Annotated in this window: 16 protein-coding genes; 5 read left to right on the plus strand and 11 right to left on the minus strand. The window is 71.9% G+C overall.

All coding sequences use genetic code 11. The features are described from left to right. Positions 1–117: 117 nt before the first annotated feature. Entirely contained in the window at positions 118–801 is a 684-nt protein-coding gene (locus AB0F40_RS07715) for a hypothetical protein (RefSeq protein WP_357465540.1), read from the minus strand. Between the two features lie 60 nt (positions 802–861). Then, positions 862–1,857: a glycosyltransferase gene (locus AB0F40_RS07720; RefSeq protein ID WP_357465541.1), complete on the minus strand. Its 996-nt coding sequence runs from the start codon at positions 1,855–1,857 to the stop codon at positions 862–864. Between the two features lie 91 nt (positions 1,858–1,948). Between AB0F40_RS07720 and AB0F40_RS07725 the strand changes: the two genes are divergently transcribed. From AB0F40_RS07725 to AB0F40_RS07735, 3 genes are read left to right on the plus strand one after another with little or no spacing between them, the layout of a single operon-like run. Then, the gene (locus tag AB0F40_RS07725) at positions 1,949–3,181 is read left to right on the plus strand and encodes a glycosyltransferase (protein ID WP_357465542.1); all 1,233 of its coding nucleotides are present in this window, start codon (positions 1,949–1,951) and stop codon (positions 3,179–3,181) included. After that, entirely contained in the window at positions 3,178–4,203 is a 1,026-nt protein-coding gene (locus AB0F40_RS07730; protein ID WP_357465543.1) for a glycosyltransferase, read from the plus strand. Before AB0F40_RS07725 ends, AB0F40_RS07730 begins: the two co-directional genes overlap by 4 nt. Beyond that, entirely contained in the window at positions 4,200–5,513 is a 1,314-nt protein-coding gene (locus AB0F40_RS07735) for a polysaccharide biosynthesis protein (protein WP_357465544.1), read from the plus strand. The genes AB0F40_RS07730 and AB0F40_RS07735 overlap by 4 nt, the downstream gene beginning before the upstream one ends. A gap of 52 nt (positions 5,514–5,565) precedes the next feature. Here AB0F40_RS07735 and AB0F40_RS07740 read toward each other — a convergent pair whose 3' ends face one another. The 6 genes from AB0F40_RS07740 to AB0F40_RS07765 form a co-directional block, all read right to left on the minus strand. Then, positions 5,566–5,832 (minus strand): hypothetical protein, encoded by a 267-nt coding sequence (locus AB0F40_RS07740; protein ID WP_357465545.1) that lies wholly within the window; start codon positions 5,830–5,832, stop codon positions 5,566–5,568. Next, on the minus strand, positions 5,832–6,110 hold the full coding sequence (locus AB0F40_RS07745; RefSeq protein ID WP_357465546.1) for a hypothetical protein: 279 nt from the start codon (positions 6,108–6,110) through the stop codon (positions 5,832–5,834). Before AB0F40_RS07745 ends, AB0F40_RS07740 begins: the two co-directional genes overlap by 1 nt. A 105-nt stretch (positions 6,111–6,215) precedes the next feature. Further along, positions 6,216–7,088 carry a glycosyltransferase gene (locus AB0F40_RS07750; RefSeq protein WP_357465547.1) on the minus strand — a complete coding sequence of 291 codons (873 nt, stop codon included), beginning with the start codon at positions 7,086–7,088 and terminating at the stop codon, positions 6,216–6,218. Further along, the gene (locus AB0F40_RS07755; protein ID WP_357465548.1) at positions 7,085–7,816 is read right to left on the minus strand and encodes a CDP-alcohol phosphatidyltransferase family protein; all 732 of its coding nucleotides are present in this window, start codon (positions 7,814–7,816) and stop codon (positions 7,085–7,087) included. The genes AB0F40_RS07750 and AB0F40_RS07755 overlap by 4 nt, the downstream gene beginning before the upstream one ends. After that, entirely contained in the window at positions 7,813–9,024 is a 1,212-nt protein-coding gene (locus AB0F40_RS07760) for a DUF1972 domain-containing protein (protein ID WP_357465549.1), read from the minus strand. The genes AB0F40_RS07755 and AB0F40_RS07760 overlap by 4 nt, the downstream gene beginning before the upstream one ends. Before the next feature lie 120 nt (positions 9,025–9,144). Further along, entirely contained in the window at positions 9,145–10,353 is a 1,209-nt protein-coding gene (locus AB0F40_RS07765; protein WP_357465550.1) for a glycosyltransferase, read from the minus strand. A 311-nt stretch (positions 10,354–10,664) separates the two neighbouring features. Here AB0F40_RS07765 and AB0F40_RS07770 point away from each other — a divergent pair, with 311 nt between their 5' ends. Beyond that, positions 10,665–12,224: a sugar transferase gene (locus tag AB0F40_RS07770; RefSeq protein WP_357465551.1), complete on the plus strand. Its 1,560-nt coding sequence runs from the start codon at positions 10,665–10,667 to the stop codon at positions 12,222–12,224. A 6-nt stretch (positions 12,225–12,230) separates the two neighbouring features. Here the strand turns inward: AB0F40_RS07770 and AB0F40_RS07775 are convergent, their stop codons facing one another. Continuing rightward, positions 12,231–12,704: a GNAT family N-acetyltransferase gene (locus AB0F40_RS07775; RefSeq protein WP_357465552.1), complete on the minus strand. Its 474-nt coding sequence runs from the start codon at positions 12,702–12,704 to the stop codon at positions 12,231–12,233. 13 nt (positions 12,705–12,717) lie between these two features. Then, positions 12,718–14,736, minus strand: a complete 2,019-nt coding sequence (locus AB0F40_RS07780; RefSeq protein ID WP_357465553.1) for a S9 family peptidase — start codon at positions 14,734–14,736, stop codon at positions 12,718–12,720. A gap of 24 nt (positions 14,737–14,760) precedes the next feature. Here AB0F40_RS07780 and AB0F40_RS07785 point away from each other — a divergent pair, with 24 nt between their 5' ends. After that, positions 14,761–15,309 (plus strand): PaaI family thioesterase, encoded by a 549-nt coding sequence (locus AB0F40_RS07785; RefSeq protein WP_357465554.1) that lies wholly within the window; start codon positions 14,761–14,763, stop codon positions 15,307–15,309. A 107-nt stretch (positions 15,310–15,416) separates the two neighbouring features. Here the strand turns inward: AB0F40_RS07785 and AB0F40_RS07790 are convergent, their stop codons facing one another. Continuing rightward, positions 15,417–15,899 carry a DUF456 domain-containing protein gene (locus AB0F40_RS07790; RefSeq protein ID WP_357465555.1) on the minus strand — a complete coding sequence of 161 codons (483 nt, stop codon included), beginning with the start codon at positions 15,897–15,899 and terminating at the stop codon, positions 15,417–15,419. Between the last annotated feature and the right edge of the window lie 10 nt (positions 15,900–15,909).

A 15,909-nucleotide genomic window follows, 5' to 3' on the forward strand; every position in this document is an offset into this window, starting at 1 on the left:
CGGACCGCTGGGCTGCCAGACGATATGGACCTGTAGAACGACCGCTCATCACGCTAATAGCGGACAGGACGGTCGGCGCGGTCAAAACGGGGTGAACTCCGGGTGATCTCTGGCGCCTCAGGCGCCGGTGAAGATCACTATCGTCTTGCCCACGCCCGCGTCGATCTCGAGCTCCACCTGGTCCTGGGACTCCGACGGGACGTTGAAGACGAACGCGCCGCGTGCCGACTCGTCTGCGGCGACCTCTGGCTCGAACGCCTTCCCACCAGGCTTGAGCAAGGGTGCGGCCGGCGTTCGGTCAGGCCCGTAGTAGGCGTTCACGACGACGGTCCGCAGGTCGAGCACCTTGCCCGTGCCGTTGGTGAGCTCCACGGTGAACCTGAGTGCCGGACCACCCACCTCACCGGGCACGTTCGCCTCGCCGGTCACCTTCTTGACGGACGGTACCGTCACGGTGACGCCGGGCTCTGGCGTCGCCTCAGCGCCGAACGGCCTGGGCTCCAGCGTCTCCCGGGGCCGCGGCGCGTCTGCTTCGTCGGTCCCGCCGCCCGCTTCCGGGTCCGCCGCGTCGCCGTCGGCAGGATCGTCGTCGGACTCGGCGTCATCCGCGCCGGGCTCGGTCGCCTCGGGGGCGCCCTCGGTACCGGTAGACACTGTCGCACCGGCCGACGGCGTAGCGCCGGCCGCCGGGTCGGCGTCAGGGCGCAGCGCCAGCACCGCCAGGACTGCGGCGACCGTCAGGACGAGCACCGCGAGGGCGATCAGAAGGCGACGCCGGGTGACGAGACTGGATGCGGGCATGATCCTGGAGCGTAATCGCGCGGCGCCGCGTAAGCCCTCTGTTCCGGCGGAGTTCACCCCTTACCGGGCGTACGGCAGCAGCACCTTGCCGAACGCCGCGAGCAGTTCGCCGCGGGACCTGGCGAGCGCCCGCCGGCCGTGCGCGTCCCGCGCGACGTCGCTCCGCACGGCCGCCACCGCGACCCCCAGCCCTCCGAGGACACCGCGCGCCAGCCCGGCCATCAGGATGCGCGCTCGTATCACGGACCGTCGGCCCCGGTGCGGCGCGGCAAGCAAGAGCGCCACCCGCGCCGACGCGTTCGCGAGCCCCGCGGTGCGCGCGATCAGGTAGGTACGGGTCAACCGGTCGGCGGGCACGACGTCGGACACCACCGCCTCGGCGCACCAGACGATGCGCCCGCCCGCCGCGGTCAGCGCGCTTGTGAAGAGCGTGTCCTCGCCGCCGGAGAGCCCGAGGGCCGGGTCGAAGGCCAGGTCCGCTCTGCGGACCACGCGCAGGTCGAGCAGGAGGTTGTTCGTCGCTGCGCTGGAGACGCCGGTCCCGGTCCGCAGACCGCTGCGATGGGCACGGTCGTAGAAGCCGCCGGCCACCACCCAGGCCTCGGGTTCCACCGCGTACCGGGAGGTCACAGGCCCTGCGACGGCAGCAGCACCCGTCGCTCGATAGGTCGCCCACAGGGCGTGCAGCCAGCCGGCGTGCGGTACCTCGTCGTCGTCCACGAACACGAGGAGGTCTTGATCGGCCGAGGCGCGCAGCGCTCGGTTGCGGGCCGCCGAGATACCGGGCTCCGGTTCGACGACGGTGGTCACGGGCCAGGTCGGGTCCCCGCCCGGCCGGGCCGGAGCCATGACGCCCGCGGCAGCCTCGGCGACCGCGGCGGCGCCCGTGCCCGCCGCGTCGTTGTCGACCACCAGCACGCTCACTGCCATCCCCTCGGCCCGGCACATCAGGTCGGCCGCCTGCTCGACGAGGACCGGCACGAGTGCCGCGATCCGCTCCGGGCGGCGGTAGGTCAGGACGGCGACAACCAACCGCTCCTGCCGAACTTCACCCACCACAATCACCCCTTCCACGGCACCACGACGCCTGATCCGGCAGTTACCGTAGCGTGGCCCGCCCCCTTGATCCTCCGGAGAGTCGAGACTCATGCAGCAGGTTCACCCGCGCGTCCTGGTCAGCGCGTACGCCTGCGGACCTGGCGACGAGCCGGAGGCCGCGGCCGGATGGGCCTTCGCCCGGGCGGCGGCCCGGTCCCACCAGGTACATGTCATCACGCGGCGACGGTTCGCCCCGGCGGTCACCGCCGCGCTCGCGAGCGACCCCGAGCTCGCGCGGCACCTCACTGTGGAGTACCTCGACCTGTCCGAGCGGTTTCTTGCCCTCAAGCGCCGCAGCATCGACGTGTACTGGTACTACGTGCTCTGGCAGCGCGTGCTGGCCCGGCGCGCCGCCGAGCTGCACGCAGCCACGCCGTTCGACGTCGGCCATCACGTGACGTTCGCCAACGACTGGCTGCCTTGCGGGCTGACCCGGGTCCGGAACCTGCCGGTCGTCTGGGGACCCGTCGGCGGAGCGACCATCGTCCCCCTGCGCCTCGTGCGCTGGCTCGGGCTGCGCGGGGCCACCACCGAGCTGCTCCGTGCGCTGATCACCGCGCCGCTGCGGGCCGTCTGGGGCGCCACCGCCGCCCGGCGCGCCTCGGTCGTCGTCGCGCAGAACGAGACGGTGGCACGGCGGTTCCGGCGGGCCCGACACGTCATCGTGGAGCCGAACGCCTCGCTCGATGACCTGTCGGAGCACGCTCTGTCGACGCGGGCCGGGGCAGCCCATGCCGACGATTCCGTGCCGCGCCCCCTGCGGGCCGTCTTCGCGGGCCGGCTCCTGGGCCTCAAGGGCGGTCGGCTCGCGATCGAGGCGCTAGCCCGCACCCCCGGCTGGGAGCTGCACGTCTACGGCGACGGATACGACCGCTCGACGCTCGTGCGGCTCGCCGAGCGGCGGGACGTGACCGGCCGCGTCGTCTTCCATGGGCATCGGCCGCGGGCCGAGGTGCTCGACGCGGTCGCCGGGTGCGATGCGATGCTGTTTCCCTCGATGCACGACCAGGCCGGCTGGGCAGCGGCGGAGGCGAGCGCGCTCGGGCGTCCCGTGATCTGCCTGCCGCTCGGCGGCGTGCCGCTCATGGCCGGGGTCAACGCGCGACTGGCCGACGTGCGGGGCGACGTCGTCGCGCACCTCGCTGACCAGCTCGCGGAGGCCGCCACCCGACCCGGCACGCCGTCGGACCGCTGGTCCATCTCCCGGCTGCCCGACGTCGTGGAGCGCCTCTACGGCACGACACGGTCAGGCAGCCCCGCGGCCGAGGCCAGCCCCGTATGACTCCCGTCCAGGTGCTGACGTCGAACCGTGAACCGCGCAGCACCACCAACCCATACATCACGATGCTCACCGCGGCGCTGCGCCGCACCCCCGCCCTCGAGGTCGTCACGTTCTCGTACCCCGCAGCTCTGTTCGGGCGCTACTCCGTGGTCCATCTCCACTGGCCGGAAACGCTCGTCGGCCTCGGAGGGCGGCGGCTCGTCGGGCGCCTGGCCCGCCTTACTCTCGCCGCGCTGTTCCTGGTGCGCCTCACGCTCGCCCGCACCACCGTGGTCCGCACCGTGCACAACGTGGAGCCTCCGGCCGACGCCGACCGGATCCAGCGGGCCCTGCTGCGCTGGTTCGACCGGCTGACCACGCACCGGATAGTGCTCAACGACCGCACGGACTGCCCCGGGCCGACGACCACGATCCCACACGGCCACTACCGCGACTGGTACACCGGCCCCCGCTCGGCGACGGTCCACGGGCGGCTCCAGTACGTCGGCCTCGTGCGGCGGTACAAGGGGGTCGAGGGGCTGGTCGAGGCGTTCCGGTCCGTCGCAGACGGCTCGCTCACGCTCGGGATCGCGGGGGCGGCCTCCACCCCCGAGCTCGCGGACACGATCACCGCACTTGCCGACGGCGACGCCCGGGTCACCCTGCGCTTCGAGTTCCTGTCCGACAACGAACTGGTCGCCGCCGTGACCGCCGCGGAGCTCGTGGTGCTGCCCTACCGATTCATGCACAACTCGGGGACCGTCCTGGCCGCGCTCTCACTGGACCGGCCGGTCCTCGTCCCGGACACATCGGTCAACGCCGACCTTGCCAAGGAGGTCGGGCCAGGCTGGATCCACACCTTCACCGGGGATCTGACGGCCGAGGCCCTCGAAGCGGCGCTACCGGCCGTGCGCGCGCCGCGCGCGCCGTCGCCGGACCTGGGCGCGCGCGAATGGGACGCTGCCGGACAGGCGCACCTGGACGTCTATCGCGCGGCACTGTCCCGAGGACCATCCCGCCCGGGTGCCGGAGCGCGCGCGTGACGCAGACCCGGACGGGTGCTCCGTGGCACTCCGTCGGGAACAGCGCGATCGTCCAGGTGATCGTGACGGGGCTGTCGGGGCTGCTCGGCATAGTGACCGCTCGCATGATCATCGAGCAGTTCGGCGTCGCCCAGTACGCCCAGTACGGACTCCTGGCGTCCCTGCCGGCACTGATCCCGTTCGCGGACCTCGGCATGGCCGCAGTGGTGGTGAACGTGCTGGCCTCCTCGGACCGGGCGAGCACCGATCCCGTGGTCCGCAGGACGCTCACCAGCGCCTTCCGGGTACTGGTCTGCTCCGGCCTCACGATCGCGGCGGTCGGCGTGCTGCTGGGCGTGCTCGGCTGGTGGCCTGTGGTCCTTGGGCCGGGGCTGCTCGAAGGCGGTGCGGTCACCGCGACGGTGTGCATAACGATCCTCGGCCTGGCGCTACCCTGCGGTGTCGGCGCGCGGATACTCGTGGGGCTCGGCCGCAACCCGCTCCAGACGGCCATCGGCGGGCTCGCAGCACCCCTGGTGATGGCGGGCGTGTTCGTCATCCTCGCAGTGGGCAACGGGTCAGGATCCTTCCTCGCCGTCGCTTCCTACGCGGCGGTGGCAATCGTGGCGGTGATCCTCCTGGTCACTGCGGCGCGCCTGGTCCGGCCACAAGTCGGCACCGCGCTTCGGGATGTGCCTCGACTACGGACGGTTCCCGGCGTCCGTGTCTTCGACATCGCCTGGCCGATGCTGGTACAGATGGTCTCGCTGCCCATCGCCATGCAGACCGGCCGAATCCTCTTGAGTCACCAAGGTACGTCGGCTGATCTCGCCCAGTACAACCTCGCCGCGCAGCTCTTCGGCATCGTCCTCGCCGCCGTGTCGACGGCGGGGCTCGCCCTCTGGCCGCATTTCGCGCGGGCCCGCAGCCAGTCAGTCAAGGCCTCACCGTTCCGCGCCTCGTTGGTCTTCGCCGCGGCGGGTGTGGGGTTGTCCCTGCTGCTCGCGGCGCTGCTTCCCGTACTGGTGCCCCTGGTGACTGGAGGAGAAATCGGCCTCACCTTGTCGTTGACAGCGGCGTTCATAGCGTTCGTGGTCGTTCAGGCAGCGAAGTACCCGATCGGCATGTATATGACCGACGCAACTGGCCTGCGAGCGCAGGTCCTCCCGATCATCCTGATGGTGCCGTTGAATCTCGGCCTGGCGTGGTGGTCTATCCCGTATCTCGGGGCGGCCGGCCCGGTGTGGGCGACGTCGGCGTCGGTGTTGGTGTGTCAGGTGATCCCGACGACGTGGTGGGTGCGCCGTCGACTGCGGGCGGACGGGATCTGACCATGACCGCCGCGGGAGGACGCCGTGCTCGTCCGAGTTGTCACGCGAGCCGTCAGGCGTGTGTGTAGCGCTGACGGGCAGCCTCGCCAGTGGTCCCGATCGCCTCACCAAGCTTGCGCCAGGACACCCTCGCCTCCCGGGCTGCCTCGACCGCGGCGGCGAGTTCCTTCTCCGCGCTATCGCGCTTGAACGCGGCGAGCTTGACCGCCATCAGTGGCGGCACCGGCGCATCGAAGTCGTCGTCCTTGGGCTCGTACCCCTCGAACTGGTCCGCCAGCGCGTCGGCGTTCGCGATCAGCGCTTCCAGGTTTCGTCGCATCAGCGCTTTCCTCCCTTGCGTCGCAGGTACTTGGCTCTCGCGGGACGCATCGCATGACCGATCGCGAGAATCCCGAACCACTCCAGGACCCCGACTTCGATCAGTGTCCCCCTATGGTCCGGTCCGATGAACATCACCATGCCGTCCTCCTGGACCACGTGCTGTGTCTCGTGGCGCAACGCGTGCAGCATGTCCTGCTCGTCCACGCCGTGCCGGAACGCAGGCTCCAGGATCACCGGTTCTTCCAGCTCGGTGACCTCGTCGACGTCGTCGTTCACTTCATCTCCGTCCAACAAGTTTACTTGTTGGCAAGATTACTTGGCAAGAGTGATCGTGGAGCGCCGGACGCAGAGCGCGGACGGTTGCGATCGTGTCCAGGAGCGCTACACGCCCAGCGCCTCCACGAGGCCCCGCGCCACCCCACGCCACGGCCCGACCCCCTCGACGAACTGCCGGCGCCCGCCCCGCAGCGCCACGGCCCGCGCGGCCCGCGGGAGGGCACGCCGCCACCGGCGCACCTCGGCCGGGCCGAGGTTCTTGCGTGCGAACAGCATCCGGTTCCGGATGTCGTACCGGTAGTAGGTCTCGCTCTTGGCCCGGCCCCGGGACTCCTGGGTCCCGCCCTCGTCATGCACCACCTGGACGTCGTCGACCACCTCGAGCCGCGCGTCGAGGGCCAGGGCGCGCCACGAGAGGTCGACGTCCTCCCAGTAGAGGAAGTAGTCCTCGTCGAACCCGCCGAGCTCGCCCCAGAGTCCTGCGCCGAGGGCCAGGCATGCCCCGCTGAGCCACGGCACGTCGTCGGGCGATCTGCGGCGGCCGCTCATGGTGCCGTCCGCGCGGTGCAGGTACGTCAGGCCCCGCGAGTAGACGCTCCCGTCGGGCCGGTGGATCCGGGGAGCGACGAGCGCCCGGTCCCGTGAACGCGCCGCCGCGGCGAGCACCCCCAGCCCCGCCGGGTCCGTCCAGGCGTCCGGGTTGAGGAACACGAGGACCCGGGAGCCGGTCGCGAGGGCGTGCGTCGCACCGAGGTTGGAACCGCCGCCGAACCCGACGTTCGTCGCGGGCGTCAGCAGCTCCCACCCGTGCTGGGTGGCCAGCCGGGCCACGGCCGCCCGCTCCCCCGGGCCGCTGAGGCTGTCCACGACCACCACCCGCACGCCGCTCTCACCGACCGTCCTCGGCAGGTTCGTCGCGAGCAGCCCGGACGAGCCGTAGTTGACGACGACCAGCGCGACGTCGTCGAGACCGCTCACAGCGTGCGTACCTCGCGGAACCACTTGACCAGCGCCAGCGCCAGGAAACCCGTCGTGCAGACGGTGATCGCCGCATACACCCACAGGAAGACCGTCGGCGCTCCGAGCAGCAGGAACGTCCAGCACAGCACCCCGTAGTCCGTCGGCAGCACCAGCACGGACCGGAGCCAGGGGAACCTGCCGTCGGTGGGCGCCAGCGACTGCACGCCGTGCGCCCGGCGGAGCTGTTCCGTGAGGATCATCGCGAAGAACAGGACGCTGCTGGTGACCGCGGACACGAGGGGGACGAGCAGCCAGGCGGGCGCCACGACGTCGTGCACGGCGAAGCCCACCGCGAGCGCGAGCGGGAGGGTGACCACCTTGACCGCGTCGACCGCATGGTCGAGCCATTCGCCGGCGGGGCTGCCGAGGCCGGTCAGGCGCGCTACCTGGCCGTCCGCCGAGTCCCAGGCGTACCCGAGGGCCAGCAGCACGGCGACGGCGGCTCCCTGGCCCCAGGAGGGTGGCAGCGCGATCAGCAGTGCGATGCCGCTGAACGTGAACAGCGCGCTCACGCCGGTGACGGCGTTCGGGCTGAGCCCCGCCCGGTAGGCGGCCGCCGCGAGGTATCTGCCGATGCGGCGGTTCACGAACCGGGAGTAGGCCGGTGCGCCGCGTGCGGCGCCCTTCTGCGCGGTGCCGAGCCGGACGAGGACCTGGCCGTACGGCTCACGGGCGGTGGCGCTCATCGGACGTCTGCCCCCTCAGGCCGCTGGGCCCACCGCTCGGCGTGCCGACGCCGTGCGAACGGCCGCGGGCCCGTCGTCGTGCGGGCGGCGAGGTCGCGGGCGAGCTGCTCGTACCCGTCGGTGACGATGTCCCAGTCGTACGTGGTGGCGCGCTCGGCGAGCGCCTTGCCCCGGTCCGCGCAGCCCGCGACGTCGTCCTCCGCCTCGGTGACCCGCGCGTCGACGTCGGCCGGCGTGCGGAAGTATCGCCCGGCATCCCCGAGGACCTCGCGGTTGAATGCGACGTCGTACGCGGCGGTCGCGGTGCCGCCCCCGATCGCCCGGAGCAGCGACGGGTTGGTGCCGCCGACGGAGTGTCCGTGCAGGTAGGTGAGCGCACCGGCGTACAGCTGGTCCAGCAGCTCCTGGTCCCAGACGCCGCCCAGCAGCCGCACCCGGCGGTCGCCCGCCGCGAGCGCGGAGATCCGTTCGGTGTACTCGTGCGCGTAGGGCGCTGAGCCGACGACGACGAGCGGGCGGACCGCGTCGCTGGCGACGTACCCCTCGACGATGACGTCGACGTGGTTCTCCGGCTCGAAGCGCGCGACCACGAGGTGGTAGCCGTCGGGGACCAGGCCGAGCTCGGCGAGGCGCTCGTGTCCGACGCCGGTCAGGTCGGGCGCGCCGTACGTGATGAGGTGACTGTCCGCGTCGTACTCGTCGCGGTAGTAGTCGGCGATGCCCTGGGCGTCGGCGATGAGGGCGTCGGAGAGCCGCACGGCCGCCGTCTCGGCGGCCCGGTAGTACCGCTGGCCGCCGGGGCCCCACTTGGCGCGCCGCCATTCCAGGCCGTCGACGTGCGTGGCGACGGGGATGCGCGCGGTGCGCAGCACGGGCAGCAGCGGTGCGTTGGCGGCGTTGAACACGAACGCCACGTCGGTGCGCTGCGTCGCGAGGTGGGCCACCGAGAGCGCGGTGTGGCTCAGCGTCTCCAGGGAGCGGCGACGCATCGCAGGCAGCGTGACGAGCTCCATGCCCAGGTGACGCTCGAGGGGCGGGGCAGCGGTGTCGCGCTCGGCGACGGGGCCGCGGCGGCAGTAGGTGCGGACCCGGTGTCCGCGCGCGGCGAGCCGGGACCCGATCTCCTCGACGGCAGTCTCGAAGCCCCCGTAGCGAGCGGGGACACCACGGGTGCCGACCATCGCGACGTGCAGGGTTTTCGGAGGCATGCGGGGAGCGTAAGTCGCCCTAGACGGGTGGAGCACGCTCGCGGGTGGGTGAACATGGCATTTCACCCATCTCGCCTAGGTTTCACCCTCCCTGGGTGAATTGGCCGTAGGCCCGCGACTTTAACCTGCGGCGCCGTCCGGCATCGTGCGGACGACGCGGCGCCGGCTCACCAGGAGCCGCCCCAGCTGCGCCCGGTAGCGCTGCGCCCCGAACCGCACTCCGGCGTCCTGGCGCCCCGCGTCGGCGAGGGCAGCGGCGCGCGCCGGGTCGTCGAGGAGCTCTGCGACCGCCTCGGCCAGTGCCGCGGGGTCGTCGGGCGGCACGAGCAGGCCTGTCTCGCCGTCGCGGACGATCTCCGCGAGCCCCTGCGTCCGGCTCGCGACCACGGGGCGCCCGGCGAGCATCGCCTGGACCGCCACGTTCCCGAACGGCTCCACCCGTGACGGCACGACGACGACGTCGCCGCGCGCGAACCACGCCCACGGGTCCGCGTACCCCACGAGCTCGACCGCCCCGGCCAGGTCGTCCTCGTCGGCTCGGGCCCGGAGCTGGTCCTCGAACCACTCGTAACCGGCGAACACCGACCCGCACAACGTCAGCCGCACGTCCCGGCCGTCCCGGCGCAGGCGTGCCACGGCCTCGAGCGCGACGTCGGAGCCCTTGCGCGGCGAGAGGCGCCCGACCAGGACGACGCGCGCCGAACCGGACGCCGGCCCCGCACCGCGGTCGGCCACCGGAGACGGAGCCGCGCCACCCGCGCCGTCGTCGGAGTCCTCGAACACCGGCGGACCTGGCACACCGTTGTAGACGACCCCCGTCCGATGGCCGAGCACCGGGACCGCCGACACGACGACGTCGCGCGCCGCCGCCGAGTTCACCACGACGTCGCGCGCGAGCAGCAGCGGAGCGGCCAGGCCGACCCGGACCACCCAGCGCGCGTCCGCCTCCGCCTCGTGCACGTGGCACACGGGCGCCACTCCCGCGAGACGGGACGCGACCAGCCACGCGGGGATCGTGAGGGTGTTGACCAGGACCGCGTCCGGTCGCAGACGCCGGATCAGCCGCTTCATCGGGGCGAGGGCACGCAGGGTGCGGATCCCGAGGGCGGCGATGCCGCGCGGGGTCAGGTGCGCCTTGCGCAGCACCGGCACGTCGAGCGTCTCCACCCGTGCGCCGACGGCGCGCATCCGCTCGGCAAGCGGCCCGTCACCCGGCAGCACCACGACGACGTCCGCGCCCGCGTCGAGACAGCCGACCGCGGTCTCGACCAGCTGAAGGTCGGAGCCGTAGAGGTCCACGGAGGCGTGCGCGAGCAGAACCGTTGTCATGAGCGCCAACTGTGCCAGTCGCGCAACTACGCAGGAGGTCTCGGATCGGGTGAACTCCGGCCGGACACATCGCCGGGTGAATTCTCCACTCTTCTCCCGTTATCGCCCGTCCGAGAGGTGAAATTTAGGAGTTAGCGGGTGACTTATGCGGGTTCACGCCGCGTTGTCCCCGACTTCGCCGTACGTTGTCTCCAGCCACCGGCGCCACGCTGCCCGGACGGCACCACATCTGACCCACACGACGCCATGGGCGCCGCGCGAAGCATGCGTCCGGGCACCAGCCACGCCAGCAGGAACCGAAGGGATCGAGCGTGACCACACACTCGGTTGACGGTGAGCCGCCGCTTCTCTTTCCGGTGCGCGACGGCTTCCCGATGAACCATGGTGCGTCGACCGCCACGGAGGACGCCGGCGTCCGCCCGCTCCGCGTCGTCTCCGCACCGCGGGCCCGCACCGGATGGCAGGCCGGGTACCGGACGCGGCTCCGGCTGACGGACGCCACGGTGATCGGGGCGACCCTGATCACGGCCTACGGTCTGCAGCTCATGCTCGACGCTCCCTCGCGCTGGTCCGGCACCGAGCTGATGATGCATACGGGCCCCGGCCTGCTGCTCGCGATCGTCTGGCTCGCGGCGCTGAACACGAACCGCGCCTACGACGTGCGTTTCTTCGGCCGCGGCATGTCCGAGTACCAGCGGGTCCTCGACGCCACCTGGAAGTCGTTCAGCGTGATCGTCCTGCTCGCCTGGGTCACCGCCTACGCCGAGGCGCGCACCCTGCTGCTGGTCGCCGCTCCGCTCGGGATGGTCGGCCTCGTGGCGTCACGCTACGCCTGGCGGCAGCATCTGCTGCGCCAGCGCCGGCGCGGCGAGGGTGGCCTGACCATCGTCCTGGCGATCGGTGGGCGCGAGCAGGCCGCACGGCTGATCCGGCTGCTGAACGGCGCGCCCGAGCAGGAGTTCGTCGTGGTCGGCGTGTGCGTCCCGACCAGCGGCGTCCGGCCCGGCGAGAAGCTGAGCGGCGTTCCCGTCCTCGGCGACCTCGACCACGTCGGGCAGACGGCGCACGAGGTGGGCGCGGGCGCCGTCGCGGTGTGCAGCTCGCACGAGGTCACCGCCGACGTCGTGCGACGGCTGGGCTGGGAGCTCGAGCGGTACGGCGTCGACCTGATGCTCACCGCCGAGCTCGCCGACGTCGCGGTCCCCCGGATCACCGTGTCCCCAGCCCCGGGGATGTCGCTGCTGCACGTGGACACGCCCCGGTTCGAGGGCCCGAAGTTCTCCGTGAAACAGGTCATGGACTGGGGCCTGACCGCCCTGCTGACGATCCTGGTCTCGCCGGTCCTGCTGGTCATCACGCTGGCGGTGGCGCTGACCAGCAGGGGTCCGGTGTTCTACCTGTCGCACCGTGTCGGCCGGGGCGGGCGCACCTTCCCGATGGTCAAGTTCCGCACCATGTACGTCGGTGCGGACCGCGACGTCGTGTCGCTGGCCGCCACGAACGAGGCGGCCGGCCCGCTGTTCAAGATGCGCGCCGACCCACGGATCACGCGGGTCGGGCGCGTCCTGCGCCGGTACTCGCTCGACGAGCTACCGCAGCTCTTCAACGTGCTGTGCGGGCACATGAGCCTCGTCGGCCCGCGCCCACCGCTGCCCCACGAGGTCGCGGCCTACGAGGAGCGGATGCGCCGCAGGCTGCTGGTCAAGCCCGGTATGACGGGGCTGTGGCAGGTCACGGGACGGTCGGACCTGTCCTGGGAGGAGTCGGTGCGCCTCGACGTCTACTACGCCGAGAACTGGACGCCGTTCCTCGACCTGCTGATCCTGGCCCAGACGGCCCGCGCGGTCGTCTCGGGCCGCGGCGCCTACTGAGCTCCGTCAGCCTCGCGTCAGCCGCATCGGGGTGTGCGGGATCCCGTCCTCGAGGAACTCGTCGCCGTCCGGCTCGAACCCGTGCTTGCCGTACCAGCGCGTCAGCGGGGACTGAGCGTCCAGCACGACGTCGCGGTCGTCGCCGGCGTCCTCGATGTACCTCAGCGCCGCACGCATGAGCTCGTCGGAGTGCCCCTTGCCTCGGGCGCCCTTGACCAGCGCCACGCGGCCGATGCGCCAGACCCCGCCGTCGTCGAGGACGCGGGCGGTGCCGAGCACGCGGGTGCCGCCGTCGGACACGGAGTCGGGCGCGGCCTCGCCGAGACCGACGACCTGCACGGTCGTCGGCTCGAGGTCGCGCCCGTCCAGGTCGTCGTACGGGCAGTCCTGCTCGACGACGAACACGTCCTGGCGCAGCTTCCAGACCCCATAGGCGATGGCGACATCGAGCTGGGCGAGCGGGGCGGTGATGATCTGCACGGGGACGATGCTCTCATCCAACCGGCAGGTGCCGCTTCCACCAGTCCAAGATCAGCTCGAAGCGCTGCTGCCGGTGCCGCGGGCGGCCGGAGCGGGACAGCTCGTGGTTCTCGCCGGGGAAGACCACCAGCTCCGTCTCCACGCCGTGCCGCTTGAGCGTCGAGTAGTAGCGCTCCGCCTGGGACAGCGGGCAGCGCAGGTCGAGCTCCGAGTGGATGACGAGCGTGGGCGTGCGCACCTGCTCCGCGACGGCCTGCGGCGACTGCGCGGCCACCTGCTCCGGGTTCTCGCCCACGTACTCGAGGCCGAAGAACGAGCCGATGTCGCTGGTCCCGAAGAACACCTCGGGGTCGAGGAAACCGCGCTCCACGATCGCGCCGGCGAACCGGTGGTCGTGCGCGATGGTCCACGCCGTGAGGTACCCGCCGTACGAACCGCCGAGCACGCCCACGCGGGACCCGTCCAGGCGCCCGTCGGCGGCCACTGCGCCGTCCAGGAAGTCCAGCACGTCGTGCAGGTCCACGGTGCCCATCGCCTGCCGGATCGCTCTGCCGTGGGCCTGCCCGTAGCCCGCGGAGCCGCGCGGGTTGCAGTACACGACGGCGTACCCGGCGTCGACAAGCACCTGCGTCTCGTCGAACAGGTCGACGCCGTAGGAGCCGTAGGGGCCGCCGTGGATCATCAGCAGCGTCGGGTGGTTGCCGGTTCCTTCCGGGACGGCGAGCCAACCGTGCACCGGGTGTCCGTCGCGCCCCGTGACGGTCAGCTCCTTCGGGGTCACGAGGCCGGTGGCGCGCAGCGGCGCGGAGAAGTCGGTCCGACGCCGGAGCTCCCCACCTCCCGCCAGGTCGACGACACCCAGGTCGCCGTAGCTCTCGGGGTCCGCGTACGCGACGGCGAGGGTCCCGCCGCCGAAGCCGATCTCCGAGACGACGACATCACCGCTGGTCAGCTGGGTTGTGGCGCCGTCGTCGGCGACCCGGAGGACCTGCTGGGTGCCGCGGCTCGCGAGGGTGAGCAGCACTCCGCCGTCCGCCAGCGGCAGCGGCTCCCCGCCGATCTCCTGCGTCTCCGGGTCGGTGAGGCGACGCGGCCCGGGGTCGGCCCACGCGGACAGCACGTACAACGCGGCGTTGCGGGCCACGAAGTCCTTGCCCTCCGCACCGAGGTCCTGCGCGACGACGTACAGCTCGCCGCCGGGGCCGAACGCGATCGCCTGCGGGGCGAGCGTGCCGAGGTCGACGTCGGAGCCACCGCCGGCCGGTGCGGCGAGCGGCAGCACGCGCACGATGCCGCGAGCCACCTGCCCCGGACCTTGCTCGCGCTCGGCGATGACACCGATCGAGGCTCCGTCGGGTGTGAACGCGATCCCGCTGTGGTCGACGTCGTCGGTGGTCACCCGCCGCGGCTCCGGCACAGTGGGGCGCGGCTCGGCCTCCCCCTGTGCGGTCGGTGCGGGCTGCACCACCGGCTCGGCGGCGACGTCGGGCACGTCCACGACGAACACGTGCTGCGGGCGGTCCCGGTGATAGCCGACGCCGTTGCGCGTCCAGCTCCACTCCGTGATGCGGCGCGGCGGCTCGGCGCCGGGCGCTATGCCCTCGACCGAGCCGTACCGGCCCGGCTCGGGTTCGCGGCTCAGGAAGGCGAGGCGCTTGCCGTCCGGCGACCAGCGGAAGTCGCTCACGCCCAGCGTGCGGTCGGTGACCTGGACGGCCTCGCCGCCATCGGTCGGGAGCACCCAGAGCTGCGGCGCGGCCTGGGGCTGTGCGCGCAGGAAGGCGACCCGGGCGCCGTCGGGCGACATGCGCGGGGCCGTGTCACGGAAGCCGCGGGTGAGGCGACGCGACAGATCGTCGGTCGAGCTTGCCGAGCCCCCGCCCGCCGATCCCAGCGGCACCCGCCAGAGCTGCCCCACGGTGGCGTCGGCGTCGAGGTCGGGGCGGGTCACCGACACGACGGCCCAGGTGCCGTCCGGATGGACGGTGGGCCGCGAGACGGTACGGATCAGAGGAAGGTCAGTGGCCTGCATGACCTGGACATTACCCTTACCGACATGTCCGAAACACAGCAGACAGACGCCCCCACGAGCGCTCACGAGGCCTGGGGCGAGCCACGCACCCGCGAGCTGACCTGGTACGACCCGATGCAGCTCGCAGCACAGGCGCCGCTGACGTCCGGCGTCGAGTTCCTGCGCCGGATGCGGGACGGCGTCATCCCGCCGCCGCCCATCGCCGCGCACTTCGGCCTCGACATCGACGTCGTGGAGGAGGGGCTGGTCACGTTCAGGTGCTCGCCCGACGAGTCCGGCTACAACCCGATCGGCACGATCCATGGCGGCGTGCTCTGCACGCTCCTGGACACGGTGTGCGGCTGCGCCATGCAGTCGGTGCTGCCCCAGGGCAAGGGCTACACGTCGGTGGAGATCAAGGTCAGCTACGTCAAGGCAGCGCGTCGGGGCGGTGGTCCGCTCACCGCGGAGGGCACGGTGGTCAAGGCGGGCTCGCGCGTCGGCTTCACCGAGGGCGTCGTGCGGGACGCGACGGGCGCGGTCGTAGCGACGGCGTCGAGCACGCTGCTGGTGTTCGACCTCCCGGTGGCGTGAGCCTGGCGGTTCGCACGCGAAGGTCCGCTTCGAGAATGTGATCAGGCACGGTTTCGGGTATGAAACCGTGCCTGATCACATTCTGGAGGCGGACCTTGCCCGCTGCGTCAGGTGATGAGGAGGCCGATTACCCAGACGCCCGACGCCAGGAGCGCGCCGACCAGCTGCACGCCGATGGTGATCAGAGTGGCCTGGACGGCAGTCTTGGTGGACCGCCAAGCCGCCGGCACATCCTTGTGCCGGGCCCACTCGAGCAGGAAGATCGCGCCGACGAAGAAGAGGAACAGGCCGATCACCGGCACCACGAAGAAGCCGATGATGCCGGCGACGCCACCCACGGCGAGGGTCAGCCAGGGCACCTTGGCCTTGCGCATGTGCTTGCCCGCGATCACCCACTGGGCTATTTCCGCGATGACGATGACGACCGCCGCGATGCTGAACACGACCCACGCCTCGACGCCGCCGGTCATGATCGCCCACACGAGGATGCCGCCCAGCACGAGGACAGCGCCCGGCAACACCTGGACGACGATGCCGATCAGGCCCACCAGGATGGCCACGCCGACGAGTACTTCTCCGAGAACGCTCACGGCCGCACCC

This window comes from Promicromonospora sp. NPDC023987, assembly GCF_040639055.1.
In the GTDB taxonomy this organism is placed as follows: domain Bacteria; phylum Actinomycetota; class Actinomycetes; order Actinomycetales; family Cellulomonadaceae; genus Promicromonospora.

Bases quoted from the DNA above. Each gene is read 5' to 3' on its own strand.
- AB0F40_RS07725 (WP_357465542.1), top strand. From the start codon at position 1,949: ATGCAGCAGGTTCACCCGCGCGTCCTGGTCAGCGCGTACGCCTGCGGA.
- AB0F40_RS07785 (WP_357465554.1), top strand. From the start codon at position 14,761: ATGTCCGAAACACAGCAGACAGACGCCCCCACGAGCGCTCACGAGGCC.
- AB0F40_RS07715 (WP_357465540.1), bottom strand. From the start codon at position 801: ATGCCCGCATCCAGTCTCGTCACCCGGCGTCGCCTTCTGATCGCCCTC.
- AB0F40_RS07780 (WP_357465553.1), bottom strand. From the start codon at position 14,736: ATGCAGGCCACTGACCTTCCTCTGATCCGTACCGTCTCGCGGCCCACC.
- AB0F40_RS07740 (WP_357465545.1), bottom strand. From the start codon at position 5,832: ATGCGACGAAACCTGGAAGCGCTGATCGCGAACGCCGACGCGCTGGCG.
- AB0F40_RS07760 (WP_357465549.1), bottom strand. From the start codon at position 9,024: ATGCCTCCGAAAACCCTGCACGTCGCGATGGTCGGCACCCGTGGTGTC.
- AB0F40_RS07730 (WP_357465543.1), top strand. From the start codon at position 3,178: ATGACTCCCGTCCAGGTGCTGACGTCGAACCGTGAACCGCGCAGCACC.
- AB0F40_RS07755 (WP_357465548.1), bottom strand. From the start codon at position 7,816: ATGAGCGCCACCGCCCGTGAGCCGTACGGCCAGGTCCTCGTCCGGCTC.
- AB0F40_RS07765 (WP_357465550.1), bottom strand. From the start codon at position 10,353: ATGACAACGGTTCTGCTCGCGCACGCCTCCGTGGACCTCTACGGCTCC.